This window comes from Kaistia granuli DSM 23481 (assembly GCF_000380505.1).
Taxonomy (GTDB): domain Bacteria; phylum Pseudomonadota; class Alphaproteobacteria; order Rhizobiales; family Kaistiaceae; genus Kaistia; species Kaistia granuli.
Map to the genome: position 1 here is coordinate 121,638 of NZ_AQYH01000001.1, position 21,887 is coordinate 143,524.

General features: G+C 66.0%; 16 protein-coding genes. 12 read left to right on the top strand and 4 right to left on the bottom strand.

Annotation, left to right across the window (positions count from 1 at the left end; translation table 11 throughout):
- Nucleotides 1-43: 43 nt before the first annotated feature.
- From G342_RS0100530 to G342_RS0100545, 4 genes are all read left to right on the top strand, one after another.
- Nucleotides 44-1,123 carry a Gfo/Idh/MocA family protein gene (locus G342_RS0100530; RefSeq protein ID WP_018181141.1) on the top strand — a complete coding sequence of 360 codons (1,080 nt, stop codon included), beginning with the start codon at nt 44-46 and terminating at the stop codon, nt 1,121-1,123.
- A 101-nt stretch (nt 1,124-1,224) separates the two neighbouring features.
- Nucleotides 1,225-1,785, top strand: a complete 561-nt coding sequence (locus tag G342_RS0100535; RefSeq protein WP_018181142.1) for a MaoC family dehydratase — start codon at nt 1,225-1,227, stop codon at nt 1,783-1,785.
- Nucleotides 1,786-1,792: 7 nt separating this feature from the next.
- The gene (locus G342_RS0100540) at nt 1,793-2,950 is read left to right on the top strand and encodes a CaiB/BaiF CoA transferase family protein (protein WP_018181143.1); all 1,158 of its coding nucleotides are present in this window, start codon (nt 1,793-1,795) and stop codon (nt 2,948-2,950) included.
- A gap of 166 nt (nt 2,951-3,116) precedes the next feature.
- The gene (locus G342_RS0100545; protein WP_040877968.1) at nt 3,117-4,229 is read left to right on the top strand and encodes an extracellular solute-binding protein; all 1,113 of its coding nucleotides are present in this window, start codon (nt 3,117-3,119) and stop codon (nt 4,227-4,229) included.
- Nucleotides 4,230-4,237: 8 nt separating this feature from the next.
- Here G342_RS0100545 and G342_RS26605 read toward each other — a convergent pair whose 3' ends face one another.
- Complete coding sequence (locus G342_RS26605; RefSeq protein WP_018181145.1) at nt 4,238-4,699, bottom strand: winged helix-turn-helix transcriptional regulator; 462 nt, start codon at nt 4,697-4,699, stop codon at nt 4,238-4,240.
- Between the two features lie 133 nt (nt 4,700-4,832).
- On the opposite strand from G342_RS26605, the gene G342_RS0100555 reads away from it, so the two are divergent.
- The 8 genes from G342_RS0100555 (at nt 4,833) to G342_RS22760 (ending at nt 17,831) form a co-directional block, all read left to right on the top strand.
- Nucleotides 4,833-5,552 carry a glutathione S-transferase family protein gene (locus G342_RS0100555; protein ID WP_018181146.1) on the top strand — a complete coding sequence of 240 codons (720 nt, stop codon included), beginning with the start codon at nt 4,833-4,835 and terminating at the stop codon, nt 5,550-5,552.
- A 281-nt stretch (nt 5,553-5,833) separates the two neighbouring features.
- On the top strand, nt 5,834-8,392 hold the full coding sequence (locus tag G342_RS0100560) for a glycogen/starch/alpha-glucan phosphorylase (RefSeq protein WP_156830737.1): 2,559 nt from the start codon (nt 5,834-5,836) through the stop codon (nt 8,390-8,392).
- A gap of 22 nt (nt 8,393-8,414) precedes the next feature.
- Complete coding sequence (glgB, locus tag G342_RS0100565) at nt 8,415-10,607, top strand: 1,4-alpha-glucan branching protein GlgB (protein ID WP_018181148.1); 2,193 nt, start codon at nt 8,415-8,417, stop codon at nt 10,605-10,607.
- Between the two features lie 70 nt (nt 10,608-10,677).
- On the top strand, nt 10,678-11,943 hold the full coding sequence (glgC, locus tag G342_RS0100570; protein WP_018181149.1) for a glucose-1-phosphate adenylyltransferase: 1,266 nt from the start codon (nt 10,678-10,680) through the stop codon (nt 11,941-11,943).
- A 157-nt stretch (nt 11,944-12,100) separates the two neighbouring features.
- The gene (glgA, locus tag G342_RS0100575) at nt 12,101-13,555 is read left to right on the top strand and encodes a glycogen synthase GlgA (RefSeq protein ID WP_018181150.1); all 1,455 of its coding nucleotides are present in this window, start codon (nt 12,101-12,103) and stop codon (nt 13,553-13,555) included.
- Nucleotides 13,552-15,606 (top strand): glycogen debranching protein GlgX, encoded by a 2,055-nt coding sequence (gene glgX / locus G342_RS0100580; RefSeq protein WP_018181151.1) that lies wholly within the window; start codon nt 13,552-13,554, stop codon nt 15,604-15,606. Before glgA ends, glgX begins: the two co-directional genes overlap by 4 nt.
- Nucleotides 15,607-15,756: 150 nt before the next feature.
- Nucleotides 15,757-16,695: a hypothetical protein gene (locus G342_RS0100585; protein ID WP_018181152.1), complete on the top strand. Its 939-nt coding sequence runs from the start codon at nt 15,757-15,759 to the stop codon at nt 16,693-16,695.
- 29 nt (nt 16,696-16,724) lie between these two features.
- Entirely contained in the window at nt 16,725-17,831 is a 1,107-nt protein-coding gene (locus G342_RS22760; protein ID WP_018181153.1) for a GNAT family N-acetyltransferase, read from the top strand.
- A gap of 10 nt (nt 17,832-17,841) precedes the next feature.
- Here G342_RS22760 and G342_RS0100595 read toward each other — a convergent pair whose 3' ends face one another.
- Genes G342_RS0100595 through G342_RS0100605 form a run of 3 tightly spaced genes read right to left on the bottom strand, consistent with a single transcriptional unit; the run spans nt 17,842 to nt 21,658 of the window.
- A complete protein-coding gene (locus G342_RS0100595; protein WP_018181154.1) occupies nt 17,842-19,290 on the bottom strand; it encodes a lipopolysaccharide biosynthesis protein in 1,449 nt (482 codons plus the stop codon).
- Nucleotides 19,284-20,582: a VpsF family polysaccharide biosynthesis protein gene (locus G342_RS0100600; protein ID WP_018181155.1), complete on the bottom strand. Its 1,299-nt coding sequence runs from the start codon at nt 20,580-20,582 to the stop codon at nt 19,284-19,286. Before G342_RS0100600 ends, G342_RS0100595 begins: the two co-directional genes overlap by 7 nt.
- The gene (locus G342_RS0100605; RefSeq protein WP_083930991.1) at nt 20,579-21,658 is read right to left on the bottom strand and encodes an acyltransferase family protein; all 1,080 of its coding nucleotides are present in this window, start codon (nt 21,656-21,658) and stop codon (nt 20,579-20,581) included. Before G342_RS0100605 ends, G342_RS0100600 begins: the two co-directional genes overlap by 4 nt.
- Between the last annotated feature and the right edge of the window lie 229 nt (nt 21,659-21,887).

The window sequence follows — 21,887 nt, forward strand, 5'->3', positions numbered from 1 at the left end:
AAAGTCCGGGGCACGCCCCGGACCGATCCAACCGAGGTTCTGCATGACGTCCTTCGATCCCGCATCGCTTGCCCAGGCCTGGCCGCTTCCGACGGCGCCGCGCCCGATCGTCATCATCGGCGCCGGCGGCATCGTCAATGACGCCCATCTGCCGGCCTATGCGCTGGCCGGTTTCCCGGTCGCCGGCATCTTCGATCGCTACGTCGGACGCGCCAAGGCGCTGGCCGAGCAGTGGAGCGTGCCGTTCTTCCGCACGCTCGACGAGGCGGTGGCGGTGCGGGACGGCGTGTTCGACCTGGCGACACCGCCCGTGGCACATCTCGAAATCCTGCGCCGCCTGCCCAAGGGCGCGACGGTGCTGATCCAGAAGCCGATGGGGCGCGACCTCGACGAGGCGACCACGATCCTGAAGCTCTGCCGCGAGCGCCAGTTCACGGCGGCCGTCAATTTCCAGCTCCGCTTCTCGCCGATGATGCTGGCCGTTCGCGACGCCCTGGAACGGGGACTGCTCGGTCGGCTGGTCGATGTCGAGATGCACCTGAACCTCGTCACGCCCTGGCATCTGTTCCCGTTCCTGAAGGGCATGGAGCGGGTCGAGATAGCCGTCCACTCGATCCACTATCTCGACCTGATCCGCGGGATGCTCGGCAACCCGACCGGCGTGCATGCCCGCACGCTCGGTCATCCGGGCAACGAGCTGGCGCAGACCCGCACCACGGCGATGCTCGATTTCGCGCCCGATGTCCGCTGCACGCTGTCGATCAACCACGACCATGATTTCGGCCGCCGGTTCCAGGACGCGACGTTCCGCTTCGAGGGCGATCAGGGCGCGGCGTCGGTCAAGCTCGGCCTGCTCCTGAACTATCCGGCGGGGGAGCCGGACGAGCTCTGGATCACCGCGGGCCGCGGGGCGGACGCCGAATGGCAACAGGTGCCGCTCGCCGGCGGCTGGTTCCCGCACGCTTTCGCCGGCGTGATGTCAAACCTGCAGCGCGTGGCGGCCGGCGAGGACGCTACCCTCGTCACCGCGGTCGAGGACGCCTGGCATACGATGGCGCTGGTCGAGGCGGCGTTCCGATCCGCCGCCGCACCGGCGACGCTGGTGCCGCAGCTGCCCGAATAGGCGGCCTGATCAAATCAATCAATGCGTCTGGCAGATCGAAACTTGATTTGTGGATGAGCGAATGATTGATATATGAATGCTGTATTGAGGGAGGATGAGCCATGGCAGCCCAGACATTTGCGCCGACCGTCGGTGTGGAATCGACGCATCCGAAGGACATGCCCAAGGATCATGCCGACCTGCCGGTCTGGAACGCCGAGAACTGGCTCTATGAGGATTGGCCGGTCGGCCAGAAGATCCGCTCGCTCCGCCGCACCATCGGCGAGGGTGAATCCCACCTCTTCAACACCCTCGTCACCGACATCCATCCCTATGTGCAGGACCAGATGTTCGCCGAGAGCGAGGGTGTGTTCGGCCGCCGGCTGGTGGCGGGCGCCTTCGTCTTCTCGGCCGGCCTCGGCCTGGTCGCGACCAACTGCGTCAACGCCTTTTCCTATGGCTATGACAAGCTGCGCTTCATCAAGCCGGTCTTCATCGGCGACACCATCTACACGGTCCGCACCAATCTGGATAAGCGGCCGAAATACGAGAAGATGGGCCTGATCCGCGCCTCCTACGAAGTCTACAAGGGCGAGGGCGAGCTGGTGCTCTATTGCGAGCATCTGCAGACCGTCGCCTACCGCGATCCCGCCGCCTTTGCCGGTCTGGTCGAGAAGAAATAGGTCCAGTATGTCCCAGTCCGATTTGCCGCTCGACGGCCTGCTCGTCGTCGATCTCAGCCAGTTCCTGTCCGGCCCCTATTGCGCGCTGCGGCTGCGCGATCTCGGTGCGCGCGTCATCAAGATTGAGCGCCCGGATGGTGGTGATCTCTGCCGCCGCCTCTATCTGACCGACACCGAGATCGGCGGGGATTCGACGCTCTTCCATGCGATCAATCGCAACAAGGAGAGCTTTGCCGTCGACATGAAGAACCCGGCCGAGCTGGAGAGCCTGAAGACGCTGCTCGCCAAGGCCGACGTCGTCATGCAGAACTTCCGCCCCGGCGTCATCGACCGCCTCGGCCTTGGCTACGAGACGGTGAAGGCGATCAATCCGGACATCGTCTACGGCTCGATCACCGGCTATGGCGACGAGGGGCCGTGGGTGACGCGGCCGGGCCAGGATCTGCTGGCGCAGGCGCGCTCCGGCGTGACCTGGTTGAACGGCGACGAGGGCCAGGGTCCGGTGCCGTTCGGTCTCGCCATCGCCGACATGCTGGCGGGCGCAGCCCTCTGCCAGGGCATCCTCGCGGCGCTGGTCCGGCGCGGCATTTCGGGCAAGGGTTCGCATGTCGAGACCAGCCTGATGGAGGCGCTGGTCGACTTCCAGTTCGAGGTGCTGACGACGCACCTGAACGATGGCGGCCGCAAGCCGACGCGCGCCAGCTTCCGCAGCGCGCATGCCTATCTCTCGGCGCCCTACGGCATCTATCCGACGCAGGACGGCTTCCTCGCCGTCGCCATGATGCCGGTGCCGAAGCTCGGCGACCTGCTCAGCATGCCGGAGCTCGAACCCTATCGCGATCAGCCGAAGAGCTGGTTCTCGGAGCGTGACGCGATCAAGCGCCTGATCGCCGCCAAGCTCGCCACCGAGACGACGGACCACTGGCTGTCGATCCTCGAGCCGGCCGATATCTGGTGCGCCAAGGTGCTGGAATGGCCGGAGCTCCTGAAGAGCGAGGGCTTCACCGCGCTCGACATGCTGCAGACGGTCGAGCGGGCCGACAATGTCCGCGTCGTCACCACGCGGTCGCCGATCCGCGTCGACGGCAAGCGGCCGCCCAACTCGGTCGCCGCGCCGCGCATCGGCGAGCACACCGACGCGATCCGGGCCGAGTTCGGCCTCTAGCACCCGCGCTTTCGCCCCGCCTCCCGGACGGAGAGGCGAGGGCGGCGCGGGGGTGGCCGCTCCACCGGCCGAGATGTTCATTGCCAGCCAGGATCCGCGCAACGAAGCGGGCGATCCTGTCCGAGGGGGAAGAAAGACAGTGACCAAGCCAATCACGCTGAAGGGCATGACCTGGAGCCATCCGCGCGGCTACGACCCGGTCGTCGCCTGCGCCGAACTCTATCTGAAGGAGACGGGTGTCCGGGTCGAATGGGACAAGCGCTCGCTGCAGGATTTCGAGAGCTTCCCGGTCGAGGAACTGGCGCGCGCCTATGACATGATCGTCATCGATCATCCGCATGTCGGCCAGATCACTAAGGAAGGCTGCCTGGCGCCGCTCGACGTGCCGGGCCGCGAGGCGGACCGCGAGGCGCTGGCTGCCGGCTCCGTCGGCGCTTCCTACAAGAGCTACGCCTGGCAGGGCCATCAGTGGGCTTTCCCGATCGATGCGGCGACGCCGGTGCTGGCCTATCGGCCGGATCTGATCGAGACGCCGCCGACGAACTGGGACGAGGTGCTGGCACTTGGCGCGGGCAAGGCGCTGGTGCCGTTCCGCGCGCCGCATTCGCTGATGAGCTTCTATACGCTCGCCGCCAATCTCGGCCGTCCCTGCGACGTCTCCGGCGACGGCGATCTGATCGATCCGACCGTCGGCGTCCGCGTCTATGACCTTCTGGCCAAGCTCGCGGCGAACGGCATGGCCGATTTCGACAGCGACCCAATCCAGGTCTTCGAGAAGCTGGCGGCGGAAGGCTCGACCATTGCCGTCGCGCCGCTGCTCTACGGCTATGTCAGCTACGCCACGGACGGCTTCCGCCCGAACCGGCTCGCCTTCGCCGACATGCCGGTGCTCGGCACCAACGGCCCGGTCGGCTCGGCGCTCGGCGGCACCGGCATCGCGGTCTCGGCCTATTCCGAAAACCGCGACGCGGCGATCGACTTCGCGTACTGGCTCGCCAGCGCCGACATCCAGCGCGGCATCTACGCCTCGAATGGTGGTCAGCCCGGCCATGCGGTCGCCTGGGAAGATCCGGCCGTCAACGCGCCGACGCACGGCTTCTACGAGAACACACGGCCGACGCTGGAAGGCGCCTGGCTGCGCCCGCGCCACAACGGCTACATGGCGTTCCAGGACGCGGCCGCGAAGCGCATCAACGTCGCGCTGCAGGCCGGCGAGCCGGGCGAGGTGCTGGTCGCCGAGCTGAACCTGCTGTTCCGCGACAGCTTCGCCAACGCCTGAGACGGGCGTCAGCCGATCGGGCGGCCGCTGGCCGCCCGCCCCACCTGAAGCGGACGGGCGGATCCGTTTCGCGGGAAAGAGGGTTCGCCCTTCGTCGGGGACGGCGCCGATTTCGCGCGCGCCGAATCGCGGGTAGGGCGCGCATCGCCTCTTGTTCGGGCGGTCGCAACCTGCTCCCACCAGTCCCCCAATGCGTCGACCATGGGGAAGAGCTCGCGTCCCGTTGCGGTCAGTGCATATTCGACGCGCAGCGGATAACCGTCGAACACCGTCCTTTGCACGAGACCCGCGCTTTCGAGCTTGCGCAGCTCAAGCGTGAGGATCCGCTGCGACACGGTCGGATTGTCACGCTGCAGGTCGCTGAAGCGCTTTGTGCCATCCTTGAGATAATAGAGCAGAAGCGTCGGCCAACGACCGCCGAGCACGCGCATAACGTCCTCGATCGGGCAGGTGGAAACCAGATCCTTCATTCGTCAGACTCCCGAAACGCACGGTCCTGTGCCGCCGATGGTTACAAAAATGTGCGTAATTTACTCCGGCGGAGCATCGCCTAAGTTCCAGTTTCGCTGCGCGGCGATCCATTCTCGACTACGGAGATGAAACTTGGAACCGATCCTTATCTATGGCTACCCGCTGGGTAGTTCCATGGGCCTCGTGGCCGCGCTTGAGTGGCTCGGGCGCCCATACCGGCTCTGCCGCGTCGACATGCTCGGCGAGATGCGCGACCCTGCCTATGCTCGCATCAATGCCCGGCACGAGACACCGGCCTTCATCACGGAGGCGGGCCGCCCGCTGACCGAGACCATGGCGATCGCCGCCTGGCTGGAGGCGCGGGATCCGGAGCGCCGCATCAGCTTCGATCCCGGCTCACCGGAAGCGGACCGCATGCACCAGCTCATGGCGTTCCTGAATACCGGTTTCACGGGTGCCTTCTCCCCTCTCTGGTCGGCGCTCGAGATGGATCCGCCGGATCCCCTCCTGCAGAATTCACTGCGCCGCTGGGGCCGGGCGGCCGTCATCGAGCGCCATGACGCGCTGGAGGGCATCGTCGGCGATACGGCCTTCCTGGTGGGAGACCGTCCGAGCCTTGCCGACGGCGTGCTGGTGGGCGTTGCCCGCTGGCTGGAGTTTCACGAGGTCGACACGCCGGCGCGCTGGCCGAGGCTGGCGGCGCTTAGGCGACGCATCGAGCAGGATCCGGCGGTGATCTTCGCGACCGCCATCGAAGCCGGCGAGCAGCCGGCCGGGTCGGGAGCGTGTCGCGGGCATCTGCCGCTTGCCGAGGTACTCGATCGTTTCGGCACTCTTGCGGAGGTTGCCTGATCGAGCGGCCGGCCGGTCGTCAAAGTCCGGCCGGCCGCTTGCCTCTGTGGCCGCGCGCGAGGGCGCGCCGGATCGCCGAAAAAATAGGCTGTCGTCGTATCGAAACGCTCTGTGGCATAAGGTGCCTTCGTGATGAAGCGCCGCGTTGGGCGGTTCCGGACCCGGTCCGCGATCCGCTGACGCTCCGGCATCTTTGTTGCATGGATCAGGAGCCGGCCCGAGCGATCGCCGTGGGGCCGGGGACGGAAGAACGCGCGGCGAGCCAGGACAAGGCCATTTCGATGCATGATGCCGTCAAGCCGACACCGAGCGGGGATGCCAAGATCGAGGATGCCAAGGGTGCAGAAGCCAGGGTCGGGGATGGCAAGATCGGCAAGCCGGCGCGCCCGTCGGCGGCGCCCGTCTCCGCTGACGATGTCGCCGCCGCGCGCGACGCGATCAATGCCAAGCTGACCTACGCCGTCGGCAAGAACGCCGTCACTGCCAGCGACCGCGACTGGTTCGTCGCCACCGCGCTCGCCGTGCGCGACCGCATGGTCGATCCGTGGATCGCCTCGTCCAAGGCGACCTATGCCGAGAGCCGCAAGCGCGTCTACTATCTGTCGCTCGAATTCCTGATTGGCCGGCTTCTGTTCGACGCGATGAACAATCTCGGCCTGACCGAGAGTTTTCGCGCCGCTCTGGGGGATCTCGGCGTCGACATGGAGCGGCTGCGCACCGTCGAACCGGACGCAGCGCTCGGCAATGGCGGCCTCGGCCGCCTCGCCGCCTGCTTCATGGACAGTATGGCCTCGCTGTCGATCCCGGCCTATGGCTACGGCATCCGCTATGACCACGGCCTGTTCCGCCAGGTGGTGAAGAACGGCTGGCAGCAGGAATATCCGGAGACCTGGCTCTCCTTCGGCAACCCCTGGCAGTTCGAGCGGCCCGAAGTCGTCTACGACATCCAGTTCGGCGGCACGGTCGAGGCGATGATGACGCCTTCCGGCGTCACCCGCTATGTCTGGCATCCTTCCGAGACGATCGAGGCTGTGCCCTACGACACGCCGATCCCCGGCTGGCGCGGTCGTCATGTCAACACGCTCCGCCTCTGGTCGGCGCGCGCCGTCGATCCGCTCCGCCTCGACGCCTTCAATTCCGGCGATCACATCGGCGCGCTGGTCGAGCAGGTGCGGGCCGAGGCGATCTCGAAGATCCTCTATCCGAGCGACGAGAGCGCGGCCGGCCAGGAATTGCGCCTTCGGCAGGAGTATTTCTTTGTCTCCGCCTCGCTGCAGGACCTGATCCATCGCCACACCCGCACCTATGGCGACATCCGCTCGCTGCCGGACAAGGTGGCGATCCAGCTGAACGACACTCATCCGGCGATCAGCGTCGCCGAGCTGATGCGCATCCTCGTCGACCTGCGCGAAATCCCGTGGGAGGAAGCCTGGGACATCACCACCCGCACGCTCGGCTACACCAACCACACCCTATTGCCCGAGGCGCTGGAGACCTGGCCGGTGCCGCTTCTGGAGCGGCTGCTGCCGCGCCAGATGCAGATCATCTACCTGATCAACGCGATCCATCTCGAGAAGGCGAAGAAGCTCCAGGGCGCGGATGACGGCTTCTTCTCCTCGGTGTCGCTGATCGACGAGAACAATGGCCGCCGCGTTCGCATGGGCCATCTCGCCTTCATCGGCTCGCACTCGATCAACGGCGTCTCGGCGCTGCATTCCGAGCTTATCCAGAAGACGATCTTCCATGATCTCGACCGGGTCTATCCCAACCGGCTCAACAACAAGACCAACGGCATCACCTTCCGCCGCTGGCTGCACGAGGCCAATCCCGGCCTGACCCGCATTCTGGTCGATACCTGCGGACCGGCGATCCTCGACAATGCCGAGGTGCTGTCCAAGCTCGAGCCGCGTGTCGGCGACACCGGCCTGCATGAGCAGTTTGGCGCCGTCCGCCGCGCCAACAAGGTGGCGCTGGCCAAGCTGATCCGGGACCGGCTCGACATCCGCGTCAATCCGAACGCGCTGTTCGACGTGCAGATCAAGCGCATCCACGAATATAAGCGCCAGCTGCTCAACATACTGGAGACGATCGCGCTCTATCAGGCGATGCGCGCCCAGCCGCACAAGGAATGGGTGCCGCGCGTCAAGATCTTCGCCGGTAAGGCGGCGGCGAGCTACCATCAGGCCAAGCTGATCATCAAGCTCGCCAATGACGTGGCGCAGGTGGTGAACAGCGACCCGACGGTGCGCGATCTTCTGAAGGTTGTGTTTCTGCCGAACTACAATGTCAGCCTGGCGGAGATGATTATCCCGGCCGCCGACCTCTCGGAGCAGATCTCGACCGCCGGCATGGAAGCGTCGGGCACCGGCAACATGAAGCTGGCGCTGAACGGCGCGCTCACCATCGGCACGCTCGACGGCGCCAATGTCGAGATCAAGGAGCGCGTCGGCGACGACAACATCTTCATCTTCGGCCTGACCACCGACGAGGTCGCTGCGCGTCGCCGCGCCGGCATCGACGCGCAGGAGACGATCGCGAAATCGCGGATGCTGGCCGACGTTCTGGAGGCGATCGAGACGGGCATCTTCTCGCCCGGCGAGCCGGCGCGCTTCGCAGCCCTGACCACGGCGCTGCGCCATCACGACTACTTCCTCGTGACCGCCGACTTCGATTCTTACTATGCCGCGCAACGAGACGTTGACGCCCTGTGGCTGGACAGAGCAGCATGGTGGAAAGCGAGCCTCCTTAACACGGCTCGGGTCGGCTGGTTTTCCTCGGACCGCACCATCGCGGAATATGCCGGGGAGATCTGGGATGTACCCGTCAGACCGGCCGGATAGGCGACGCGGACAGGGAGTTGGAATGACGGGGTGGCGGGCCAGCGAATCGGATGTCGAATCCCTGATTGCCGCGCGCCATGGCGATCCCTTCGCGCTTCTCGGGCCGCATGAAACCAAGGATGGCCTGTCCATCCGCGCCTTCATGCCCCACGCGGAAACGCTTGCCGTCGAGGATCTCGACGGCAAGCGCGTGGCGCCGCTAGAGCGGCGGCCGGGTACCGATTTCTTCGAGGGCCTGATCCCGGGCCGCAAGTCCCGCTTCGGCTATCGCCTGCGGGCGGAAAACGCCGGCGGCGGCTGGACCTTCCACGATCCCTACTCCTTCGTCGGCGTGCTCGGCGCCACCGACGATTATCTGCTGGTCGAGGGGACGCACCGCCAGCTCTACGAGAAGCTCGGCGCGCATCTGATGCGGCATGAGGGCGTCGAGGGCGTGCATTTCGCCGTCTGGGCGCCGGATGCACTGCGCGTCTCGGTGGTCGGCGATTTCAACGGCTGGGATGGCCGCCGTCACCAGATGCGCAAGCGCGTCGATAGCGGCCTCTGGGAAATCTTTGCACCGGACCTTCGCGAGGGCGCGATCTACAAATACGAGATCGTCGGCGCTGACGGAATCGTGCAGCCGCTCAAGGCCGACCCGGTCGGCTTTGCCGGCGAAATGCGTCCCTCCACCGCCTCGGTCGTGGCGCGTACCGACAATTTCACCTGGGCGGACCAGGCCTATCTCGCCCAGCGCGGCGAGGGCGAGGCGCGCCGCCGCCCGATGGCGATCTACGAGGTGCATCTCGGCTCCTGGCAGCGCGGCGACGGCAATTCGTTCCTTTCCTATGACGAGTTGGCCGACCGGCTGATCCCCTATGCAGTCGAGATGGGCTTCACCCATCTCGAACTGCTGCCGGTCAGCGAGCATCCGCTCGACGATAGCTGGGGCTACCAGCCGATCGGGTTGTTCGCGCCGACCCGCCGGCACGGCGAACCGGCCGGCTTCGCCCGCTTCGTCGACCGCGCCCACCAGGCCGGCCTCGGCATCATCCTCGACTGGGTGCCGGCGCATTTCCCGACCGACCGGCACGGCCTCGCCCATTTCGACGGCAAGCCGCTTTACGAGCATGCCGATCCGCGCCGCGGTTTCCACCCGGACTGGAACACGGCGATCTACGATTTCGGCCGCGCCGAGGTGGCGAATTTCCTTGCTGCCAGCGCGCTCTACTGGCTCGACCGCTTCCATGTCGACGGCCTGCGCGTCGATGCCGTCGCCTCGATGCTCTATCTCGACTACTCGCGAAAAGCCGGCGAGTGGCTGCCCAATCCGGATGGCTCGAACGACAACAAGGACGCGGTGGCCTTTCTGCGCCGGGTCAACCAGCTCTGCTATGGCGAGCATCCGGGCACGGCGACGATCGCCGAGGAATCGACCTCCTGGCCTGGCGTCTCGCAGCCGGTGCATGAGGGCGGACTCGGCTTCGGCTTCAAGTGGAACATGGGCTGGATGAACGACACGCTCGACTACATGTCGCTCGAGCCGATCCATCGCCGCTATCACCACGACAAGCTGACCTTCGGCCTGCTCTACGCCTTCTCGGAGAATTTCGTCCTGCCGCTCAGCCATGACGAGGTGGTGCATGGCAAGCGCTCTGTGCTCGGCCGCATGCCGGGCGACAGCTGGCAGCAATTCGCCAATCTGCGCGCCTATTACGGCTACATGTGGGGCCATCCCGGCAAGAAGCTGCTGTTCATGGGCCAGGAGTTCGGCCAGCGCAGCGAGTGGAACTTCAACCAGAGCCTGGACTGGCACCTGACCGGCGAGCCGGCGCATGCCGGCGTCAAGGATTTCGTCCGCGATCTGAACCGCGCCTATCGCGACCACCCGGCGCTGCATGCGCGGGACTGCGAGGGCGAGGGCTTCCGCTGGGTGGTGGCCGACGACAAGGACCAGTCTGTCTTCGCCTTCCTGCGCTTCGGCACGCCGGGCGACAAGCCGGTCCTCGTCGTCTCGAACTTCACCCCCGTGGTCCGCGACGGCTACCGCATCGGCCTGCCCGAGGTAGGACGCTGGCGCGAGATCCTGAATTCGGACGCGGCGATCTATGGCGGCTCGGGCGTCGGCAATCTCGGCGCCGTCGAGGCGACAGCCGTGTCAGCACATGGTTTTCCGGCCTCGGCCGCGATCGTTCTACCCCCGCTCTCGACGGTGTTCTTCGAGTTCGAACCGTGACGGCATCGCTGGCGGGGGCTGGTTTGAGAAAAACACTGCAGGGCAACGAGCGTTTCGGGAGGGACTGAGGATGGAACGGCCGCAGACCAATGCGCCGCTGGCGCGTAATGCCATGGCCTTCGTGCTGGCGGGTGGACGCGGCAGCCGCTTGATGGAATTGACGGACCGGCGCGCCAAGCCGGCCGTCTATTTCGGCGGCAAGTCGCGCATCATCGATTTCGCGCTCTCCAATGCCGTCAATTCCGGCATCCGCAAGATCGGCGTCGCGACCCAGTACAAGGCGCACAGCCTGATCCGCCATCTCAACCGCGGCTGGAACTTCTTCCGCCCCGAGCGCAACGAGATCTTCGACGTCTTTCCGGCCAGCCAGCGCGTTTCCGAGGACGCCTGGTATCGCGGCACGGCCGATGCGGTCTATCAGAACCTCGACATCCTCAAGGACTACGACGCCAAGTATTTCGTCATCCTGGCCGGCGATCATATCTACAAGATGGACTATGAGTTGATGCTGCAGCAGCACGTCGACTCAGGCGCCGACGTGACGATCGGCTGTCTGGAAGTGCCGCGCATGGAAGCGACCGGCTTCGGCGTCATGCATGTCGACGACAAGGATCGCATCCTGCAATTCGTCGAGAAGCCGAAGGATCCGCCGGCGATGCCGGGCAAGCCGGACATGGCACTGGCCTCGATGGGCATCTATGTCTTCGACACCAAGTTCCTGATCGAGGAACTGGAGCGCGACGCCAACGATCCCAATTCCAGCCGCGATTTCGGCAAGGACATCATCCCGAATATCGTCAAGAACGGGAAGGCGGTCGCCCATCACTTCGAGGATTCCTGTGTGCGCTCGAGCCAGGAATCGATCAGCTACTGGCGCGATGTCGGGACTGTCGATGCCTATTGGGAAGCGAATATCGACCTGACCAGCATCGTCCCCGATCTCGACCTGTTCGACCGCAACTGGCCGATCTGGACCTATAGCGAGGTGACGCCACCGGCGAAGTTCGTTCACAACGAGGATCATCGCCGCGGCTATGCCCTGTCTTCGCTGGTCTCCGGCGGCTGCATCGTCTCCGGCGCGTCGCTCGAACGGGCGCTGCTGTTCACCGGTGTCCGCTGCAATTCGTTCTCGCATGTCGAGAACAGCGTCATCCTGCCCTATGTCGAGGTCGGCCGCGCCGCCCGGCTTTCCAATGTCGTGGTCGACGCGCGCGTGCAGATCCCGGAAGGTCTAATCGTCGGCGAGGATCCCGAGCTGGATGCCAAGCGCTTCCACCGCTCGGCCAACGGCATCTGCCTGATCACCCAGCCGATGATCGACGCGCTGAATACGTGATGCCGACAAGAACGCTCACCCAGCCCTCTCCCGCAAGCGGGCGAGGGCTCCGCGACTTTCCCTTCATCGGCTGCGAGGCCTGTGATTGGCGCTCCCTCTCCCGCTTGCGGGAGAGGGTTGGGGTGAGGGTCTTCACTTCCCTTCGAGAGCGTGCCGCATGACCCTGAAAATCCTCGCTGTCGTCTCCGAGATCTATCCGTTGGTGAAGACGGGCGGCCTCGCCGACGTCGCCGGCGCGCTGCCGGGGGCGCTCGTGGCCGAGGACGTCGCCGTGACGACGCTGGTGCCAGGCTATCCGGCCGTGATGGCAGCGCTGAAGAAACCGGAAGTGGTGCACAGTTTCGCGGGGCTGTTCGGCCATGACGCGCGGCTTCTGAAGGCGCAGGCGAAGGGGCTCGATCTGCTCGTGCTCGACGCGCCGCATCTCTACAACCGGCCCGGCAATCCCTATGTCGACGCCAACGGCAAAGATTGGATCGACAACCCGCTCCGCTTCGCCGCCCTCTCCCGTGTCGCCGCCGAGCTGGGGCAGGGGCTGGTGCCGAAGCTGACGCCGGACGTCATCCATGCGCATGACTGGCAGACCGGGCTGGTCGCCGCCTATCTGCGCTATTCGGATCGTCAGGCCGTGCCGACGGTGATGACGGTGCACAATATGGCCTTCCAGGGCCAGTATGGCCGCGATCTGCTGCCGGCGCTCGGCCTGCCGGCGCGCGCCTATGCCATCGACGGCGTCGAATATTACGGCACGATCGGCTTCCTGAAGGCCGGATTGCAGCTGTCCGACCGCGTGACAACGGTCTCTCCGACCTACGCGGCCGAGATCCGCACGCCGGAGGGCGGCATGGGGATGGACGGCCTGCTCCGGAGCCGCGGCGCCGCCGTTTCCGGCATCCTGAACGGCATCGACACCGGCGTCTGGAACCCGGCCACCGACCCGATGATCGCCGCGCCCTACGATGTGGCGCATGTCTCCGCGCGCGCGGCCAACAAGAAGGCGCTGCAGCAGAAGCTCGGCCTCGACGTCGATCCGAACGCGCTGGTCTTCGGCGTCGTCAGCCGGCTCTCCTGGCAGAAGGGCCTCGACCTGCTGCTCGAGCGCCTGCCGTCGCTGGTCGCCGGCGGCGGCCAGTTGGCGCTGCTCGGCTCCGGCGAGCCGGGGCTCGCCAACGGCTTCGCTGGCGCAACCGTCGTGCATGGCGGCAAGGTCGGCATGGTCAACGGCTATGACGAGGCGCTCGCCCATCTGATCCAGGCCGGCTCCGACGTCATCCTGGTGCCGTCGCGCTTTGAGCCCTGCGGCCTGACCCAGCTCTGCGCGTTGCGCTATGGCGCGCTGCCGCTGGTCGCCCGCGTCGGCGGCCTTGCCGATACGGTGATCGACGCCAACGAGGTGGCGCTCGCCGCCGGCGTCGGCACCGGCCTCCAGTTCAGCCCGGTTTCCGGCGATGCGCTCGAAGGTGCCTTGCTGCGGACCTTCGATCTCTGGCGCGACCGGCCGAGCTGGAAGAAGCTGCAGAAGAACGCGATGAAGACGGATGTTTCGTGGACGCGGCCGGCTGCCGCCTATGCGCGGCTCTATCGGGATCTCGCGTCCGGACGCGCTGGATGACGGTCGGCGCGCGGCCGGGCGACGGCTCGCCAGAGCCGCTTGGCGTCACAACCACGGCGACGGGCGTCAACGTCGCTGTCTTTTCCGCCCATGCCGAGGCGATCTACTTCTGTCTATTCAACGCGGCGGGTGAGGTCGAGCTTCGCCGCATCCGCCTGCCGGCGCGCTCCGGCGATGTCCATCACGGCCATATCGACGGCATCATGCCGGGCGACCGCTACGGCCTGCGCGCCGAAGGGCTGTGGCAGCCTGACAAGGGCCAGCGCTTCAATGTCGCCAAGCTTCTTGTCGACCCCTATGCGCTGGCGCTCGACCGACCTTTCACTTTGACCGACGCGATGTTCGACGCGCGTCGGCTGGGGGAAGCGCGGGACGATCGCGACAGCGCGCCCGTCGTGCCGAAGGCGATTGTCATGGCGGCGGCGGATCGCCCGGCGCCGCCTCTCGATCCGCCAATCCCGTGGGACCGGCAGGTGATCTACGAGCTGCCGGTGCGCGGGTTCTCGAAACTCAATCCCGCCGTGCCGGAGGCCCTTCGTGGCACCTTCGCCGGGCTCGGCCATCCCGCCTCGATCGCGCATCTGAAGCGGCTCGGCGTGACGACGGTGGAGCTGCTGCCGGTCGCCGCCTGGCTGGACGAGCGCCATCTGCCGCCGCTCGGCCTCTCCAATTACTGGGGCTACAACCCGATCGCCTGGATGGCACCGGACCCGCGCCTGGCGCCGGGCGGTTTCGCCGAGGTGGCGGCATCCGTCGCCGCGCTGCACGATGCCGGCATCGCCGTCGTCCTCGACGTAGTCTTCAACCATTCCGGCGAGAGCGACCATCTGGGGCCCACGGTCTCGATGCGCGGGCTCGACAATGCGAGCTACTATCGGCTCGAGCTGGGCGATGCGTCGCGCTATGTCAACGACGCCGGCACCGGCAACATCCTCGCCTGCGACCGGCCCCCGGTCATGCGCCTCGTCATGGATGCGCTGCGGACCTGGGTCGAGCGGACCGGCGTCGACGGTTTCCGCTTCGACCTCGCCACCACGCTGGCGCGGCGCGCCGACGGCTTCGATTCGGCGGCGCCCTTCCTGGCCGCCATCGAGCAGGATCCGTTGCTGCGCGATCTCGTCCGGATCGCCGAGCCGTGGGACATCGGGCCGGGTGGCTATCAGCTCGGCCAATTTCCGCCGGCCTGGGGCGAGTGGAACGACCGTTACCGCGACACGGTCCGGCGCTTCTTCCGCGGCGACGCCGGCATGATCGGCGAGCTCGCCACCCGGCTGGCCGGCTCGGCAGATGTCTTCGCGCCACGCCATCGAGACGTCAGCCGAAGCGTCAATTTCGTCACCGCGCATGACGGCTTCACCCTCGCCGATCTCGTCGCCTTCGAGCGCAAGCACAATGACGCCAATGGCGAGGCGAACCGCGACGGCACCGACGATAACAAGTCGTGGAACAACGGCGTCGAGGGCGAGACCACCGATCCGGTTATTCAGGCCCGGCGCGCGGCGGATGTCCGCGCACTGCTGATGACGCTGATCCTCTCGCGCGGCACGCCGATGCTCTCGATGGGTGATGAGCTCGGTCGCAGTCAGCAGGGCAACAACAACGCCTATGCGCAGGACAATGCCGCCACCTGGCTCGACTGGGCGACCGCCAACGCCGAACGGATCGACTTCACCGCGCAATTGCTGGCCCTGCGGGCGGCTCATCCGGCCCTGCGGGATCCACGCCCGTTGACCGGGCTGCCGGTCGGCGAAGGCGGTGTTCCCGACGTCGTCTGGATTGGTCGCGAGGGGGATGCGCTGACGCCGGAAGGGTGGACCGCCCCGTCGAATCGAACGCTGGGCATGGTGCTGTTCGAGCCGAATTCAGACGATCGTGTCTGCCTGATGCTGAACGGCGGTGGCGCCGCTGTCGTCGAAATCCAACTGCCCGCGCCGCGACCGGGCCGGCATTGGCGCAAGGCGGCCGAGAGCACCGAGATCGAGATGTCGGAGGAAGGGCTCACGATGCCGTCGCGCTCGGCCGTTCTGCTGGTCGAGACGGTGGACGGCTGAAGGCGTCGCGCAGGGTTAATTTGCGTTAACCCCTTTTCAGGAAGTCTGGGCTCTGGGCGGTTTACCCTAACCTGTCGAACTGTTGGTATTCGCAAGCGAAGTCGCCTAGTTTCCGCGCACAGGGCGAGAGCGAACCAAGGGGCGCGCGAAATGTCTGATGCGGTTCTCAGGAATTGGGACAAGGGGAATGCGGCTCGTTGGGGCAACGAGCCGCTGCTGATCGAGCATACGCTGCATCAGAACCCGCTCTTTTCACGCGAGGCGCTCGCCGGCCTGATCGAGCGCTATCCTGTCGAGCACTACGCCCTCGTCCATACCGGCAAGCGCGGCGAGAGCAAGAAGACCTGGCGCGAAGGCGAGGTCGGTGATTTCTCCGGCCAGGAAGTGATCGATGCGATCAGCGCCGGCCGCATGTGGCTCAACATGCGCAACGTGAAGATGGTCGACGATCGCTATGGCGCGCTGCTCGACAAGATCTTCGACGAATTCTCCGAGAAGGTTCCCGGCTTCGAGACCTTCAATCGCGGCATGGGCATTCTCGTCTCTTCGCCCGGCGCGCAGGTCTATTATCATTGCGATCTGCCGGGCCAGTCGCTCTGGCAGATCATGGGGCGCAAGCGGATCTACATCTATCCGACCGAGGAGCCCTATCTACCGCAGGACGAGCTCGAGAAGATCGCCCTCTACGGTGTCGAGGTCGACATGCGCTACGACCCGGTCTACGACCGCGACGCGCTGGTCTTCGATCTCGAACCCGGGCAGATGCTGACCTGGCCGCTGAACGGCCCGCACCGCGTCGAGAACTACGACGTGCTGAATGTTTCCGTCACCACCGAACACTGGACCGACGACATCCGCCGCTCGCAGATGGTGACGGTGGCCAACGGCATCCTGCGCCAGCATTTCGGCGTCACGCCGAAGAGTCGCTCGCTCGATGGTCCGGGCTTCTGGGCCAAGGCCGCCCTGCAGGCGGGATGGCGCCGCAGCCCGTGGATGAAGCGCGCGCGCCGCAACCGCCGGCCGATCGATTTCCGCCTGTCGCGCGAGAACCCGGGCGCGATCGTCGACATTCCCGCTTATACGCGGTGAGCCGCTCCGACAGGGCAGGGACCGCGCCGATGCGTTACCGTGTTACCATCGACCGGTCCTGGGACGCCGCCCTGCCACGCTGGCAGGCGCTTCTCGACGGCCCGGTTTTCTCGCCCTTCCAGGGTGCCTCCTGGTTGTCGCACTGGTATCAGCGCTTCGGCGTCCGTCCGGATATCGAGCCGCTGCTGGTGCATGTCGCCGACCAGAACGGCGTCGATGTGATGGCGCTGCCGCTGATCCTGCGGCGCGACCGTCTGCGCGTGATCGAATTCGCCGATCTCGGCATCACGGACTACAACGCGCCGCTGCTCGGCCCTTTGGCGCCGATGGACGAGGCCGGTTCGCGGGCGCTCTGGCGCGCCATTCGCGCCGCCCTGCCGGCCGCTGACCTGTTCGAATTCACCAAGGTGGTGCGCGCGATCGGCGAACGGCCCAATCCGATCGTGCTGGCGCTCGGCGGCGAGGTGTCGAACCTGTTCGGCAACTATCTCCGGATCGACACGGATTACGAAGGCTGGCTGCGCAGCCTTTCCAAGGAAAACCGCAAGGAGCTCGGCCGCTTCTGGCGCGTCTTCACGCGCGACGAGCGGGCAACCTTCGTCCTCGCCGAGACACCCGCCATGGTCGAGACCATCTATGCCGGATTGACCGCCCAGCAGAGCGAACGGATCGCGTCGCTCGGCCTGCCCTATCTGCTGGACGAGCCCGACTATGACGCGTTCTATCGGGCGCTGGTCCTCGATGGACTGCAGGACGGATCGGCCCGCCTCACCGCCCTGATGGCCGGCGACGAACTGGTGGCGGGGCTCTACGGCGTCGCCAAGGGCGATCATTATTCGATGGTGCGCATCAGCACGGCAGGGGGGGCCTGGGCCAATTGCTCGCCCGGCCGCCTTGTCATTGAGCGGACGATGGAGGCGCTCTATCGCCAGGGCTTCCGCACCTTCGATTTCACCATCGGCGATTACGGCCACAAGCGCAGCTTCGAGGTCGACAACATCCCGCTGGTCAACATCTATGAAGGCGCGTCCTGGCGGGCCTGGCCGACGATCGGCTATGAGGGCGCAAAGGCGTTCGTGAAGCGGCATCCCGGGCTGGAGCGTCTGGCGCGCCGCGTCCTGCGCCGCGCCGCCTAGTCTGGCCGGATCAGGCGGAAGCCTGGGCCCGGCGGCTTAGCCGGCGCTCCAGAATGCCGCGCGCCTCGCCGCGATAGCCGATGGTGATAGCCGCCGCATAGACGACCATGCCCAACAGGATGGTGAGGACCAGCCCGGTGGCGCTACTGGCGACCGGGATGACGGCGAGGCCCAGCGCCATAGCGGCCGTCGCCGCTGCTACCTTGGCGATGTCGCGGAGCGGCAGCCGGAAATCGAGCTTCCCCATTGCGAGATAGAGGCTAACGATCGCCGCCAGCGTCGAGCCGATCGCCGTGCCGATCACGGCGCCGACGGGACCGTGGAGCAGCAGGCCCGCCGCCGTCAGCCCCACTGCGGCGACGATCTCGACGACGTCGACGATGCCGGCATAGCGGAGCCGCTTTTCCAGGACGAAGATCTGGTCGCTGACATGCACGTGGAAGAAGCGGATGGCGGCAGCCAGCGCCGACAGGCCGAGAATGGCCTTGGTCATCTCGCGATAGGGCTCGGCGATCAGCAGGTCGGTGGCCGGAGCGCTGATCATGGCGATGCCGACGACGGTCGGCGCCATCACGCCGATCAGAAGTGCCGCATTGGTGGAGAGCTGTCGCAGCGCTTCCTCGCGCTTGCCCTCGTTCAGCAGCCGGGCGGCGATCGGGAAGGCGGCGGCGGCCACCAGCATGGCGCCGAACGAGGCGCAGCGCCGCCCCAGCCCCCAGCCGACGGCGAGCAGGCCGAAGACGGCGGCGCCGGAGACATGGCTGACGACATAGCGGAAATTGTTCTCCGCGATCCAGCCAAGGCCGTAGAGAATCAGCATCGGTCCGCCGAAGGCGAAGGCCGCCTTCAGGATGGCAGTATCGATCCGGCGCGGCAGCAGGGCAATGCCGATCATCGGCGCGGCGACGAGATTGGCAATCATCTGGGCCACGCCGTAGGCGAGAATTAGCGCCTCGCTGGTCGGCCGCCACCAGGTCAGCAGGGCCAGGCCGATGCCGAAGCCGAGGATGGGGCCGAGGATCTGCAGCATCGTATAGGCGAGGATGTTCGACTGCGCCCGCGCGCGCTCCGAATAATGGGTGTTGATGCCGCGGGTGGCGAAGAAGAACGCGATCACCGCCACGGTCTGCCAGGTCAGATGGGTGACGTCGATGATGGCGATCGTGGCGACCGCGGCGACGAGGCTGATCGGCAGCGACACCCAGATAATGGCGGATTCCGTGTGCAGGAAGGCGCTGCGCTCCGCTCGGCCGCGCTCGAACGGCATGAAGCGCAGCGCGTAGACGGAGAACCAGGACAGCGCGATCAGATAGGCGAATTCCTGCGTCGCCGTGATCAGCATGTAGGAGCCCATTTCCGCCGGCGGTAGGAAATAGGTCCACACCACCATCGAAAGCAGCTGGAACGCCGGCGACAGCAATTGCGCCGGCAGGTAGCGGATCGTCTGGCGGATCAGCATGCGGTGGGTCCGGCTGCCGGCTTCGGGATGAAGCGGGGGTCGAGCAGGATCAGGATCATCGCCATGACCAGGGCGAAGTCGATGGTCTTGTTGGCGATGCCGGTCGAGGTCGAGGACACGAGGAAATAATAGCCGAGCGGCAGCAGCGCGGCGCTGCCGACCGAGCGGACGATCTCGGCGGTGAAGGCGATCAGGCCGGCGAAGAACAGCACCGTCGTCACGATGCCGTAATAGGCGAAGAAGGCGACCACGAAGCTCTCAATGCCGATGCCGAGGTCGAGCCGGCGCTGGTTCGAGGCGATGTGGGCGAGGTCCGGCGCGAAGAAGACGTCGCGCAGCGCCATGCCGTCGAAGATCGAGAACATGGCGACGCGGGTGGCGGCGCTGCCGGAATCATCCTCGAAGCGACCGATGAAGCTGTCGAGAACGCCGCCCTGGACGAGTAGCGAGCCGATGGTCGCCACCACCGTCAGGATCACGATGATGACGAGCGCGTCGCGTCGCCGAAACGGCCGCCCGGCGAGGATCTTCACGATGCCGAAGCCGGCGCGGCTGGCGAGCAGCCCGAGCAGGACGAGGGTGGCGGCGCGGCCGCCGAAGGCCACCATTGCTCCGAGATTGTAGAGCAGCAGGAAGGCGCGGATCGGCACGTCGAAGCGTCGTCCGCCCGGCCCGGTCAGGATCAGCAGGTAGATGCCGGTCGAGAGCGCGTTGACGAGCGGATGGCCGAGCAGCGCCGTGGCCCGCCAGTCATAGGTGACGTGGACGCCGCCTTCATAGTTCGGCGTCAGACGCCAGGGCGTGAAATATTCGAGATAGCCGATCGTCGAATTCAGCAGGAAGAACAGGTGCAGGCCAATCAGCAGCCGTTCGGCCAGAGGCGCCCGCAGCGCCGAGATCGAGACGAACAGCGCCAGCGGCAGCACGAAGGTGTCGACCACGGCCGAGATCGGCAGCTTCTGGACAACGGCCGTCTGGAAGGTCAGGAGCAGGATGGCAAGGGCGAAGATGAGCGTGCCCGGCCGCTTGGCCGCCAGCGTCGCCAGCAGCCGTCCGGGACCGATCGCGATCGCCCAGACGCCGAGAGCCGCCAGCGCCAGGAAGGTGGCGGGGTGGAATTTGGTCAGGGCCGAACCGCCGGGCGAGCCATAGGGAATGCCGGCGGCTTCCAGCACCTTGGACGAGACGAAGAAGAGCACGATCAGGCAGAGCACGGTGAGCGCGCTGGCGAGGCCGACCGGCCGGGTGATCCGGATCGGCCGGCGGGCCGGGGCTGCGTGGGTCAGGCTCATGACATCACCGCGTGGCCATTTTCACTCTCCGCGCCCGTCGCGGTCGGTGGCCGCTTCGGCCGGCTGATGCCGAGGAACAGCAGCGCCGTCCAGCGCCAGCGGATCAGCACCTGGTGGACAACGATCGGCAGGAACAGGCCGGCGACGAGCGCCGACACGAAGAACACGCCGCTCGTGATGCCTGGGAATATGACCCCGAGCGATCTCCTGAGTGCGGCCGTGAAGAAGACGTGGAAGAGATAGATCGAATAGGAGTAGGCGCCGATGAATTCGAGCGGCCGCCATTCGATCCGCGACAGATAGAGGAACAGGCAGGCGCTCACGCCGAACAACAGGCCGAGTGCCGATTGCCGGTCGAAATTGAGCTGGTTGAAGCCCTCATATTGCGCCAGGTCGAGCACGAACAGGATGGCGACCACCGCTCCGAACAGCAGGACGAGCGGCACCCGGCGGGCTGGCACGGCGCGGATCTCGCGCTCCGCCGACCAGACGCGCAGCAATTGGCCGAGCAGGAAGAAGGGCAGCAGATAGAACGCCGAGCTGATGGCGAGGACGTCGGGCTCGAACACCGGCGCGGCAATGAACACGGCGCAGGCGAGCGGGAACAGCGCCGTCATGAAGATGCGCGTCTGGCGGCCGGCGATATGGCAGCCGACGAGCACGCCGATCATGATCAGCAGCGTTGCCTGCAAGTACCAGTAATGCTGGTAGGGCAGCACGTAGATCTGCCAGATCGGTCCGTCAAAACCGCCGTTGATCAGGCCGAAGCAGAGATAGAACAGCGTCGAGACGACGACGAGCGGAATGCCGAGCCGGCGCAGCTTCTTGCCGATCGCTGTTGCGAGACCGGCCCGGTCGGCGACGATGGCCGAGAACACGTAGCCGGACAGGAACGAGAACAGCGGCATGCGGATGTGGATGAACAGCTCGGTGAAGAGCCGCCAATTGTCATGCGCGTCGATGTGCATGCCATGCGCGGGATCATTGCCGATGACGTGGTAGGCGACCAGCAGGACGCAGGCCATTCCGCGCAAGGTCTCGAGATGCTTGTCTTTTCGCGCGGGACTTGTCGCCATGCCACTCAACTCGCTCGGTCGCACACAGCACACGCATGCGCGCGGCAGCTATAGAGCCATTTCGGCTGCAGCGTGCCAGTTTTTGACGACAGTGTTAATCAATTCATTCCGACAGGTAATGAATACAGAAAGTCCGGAATGCGACGAGAATTGCACCGTGATGCTGATGGATTAACGAAGCATCTCTATCCGGAAGTCATGCCGGGTGTTCTCTAGATTTTCAGTTTAC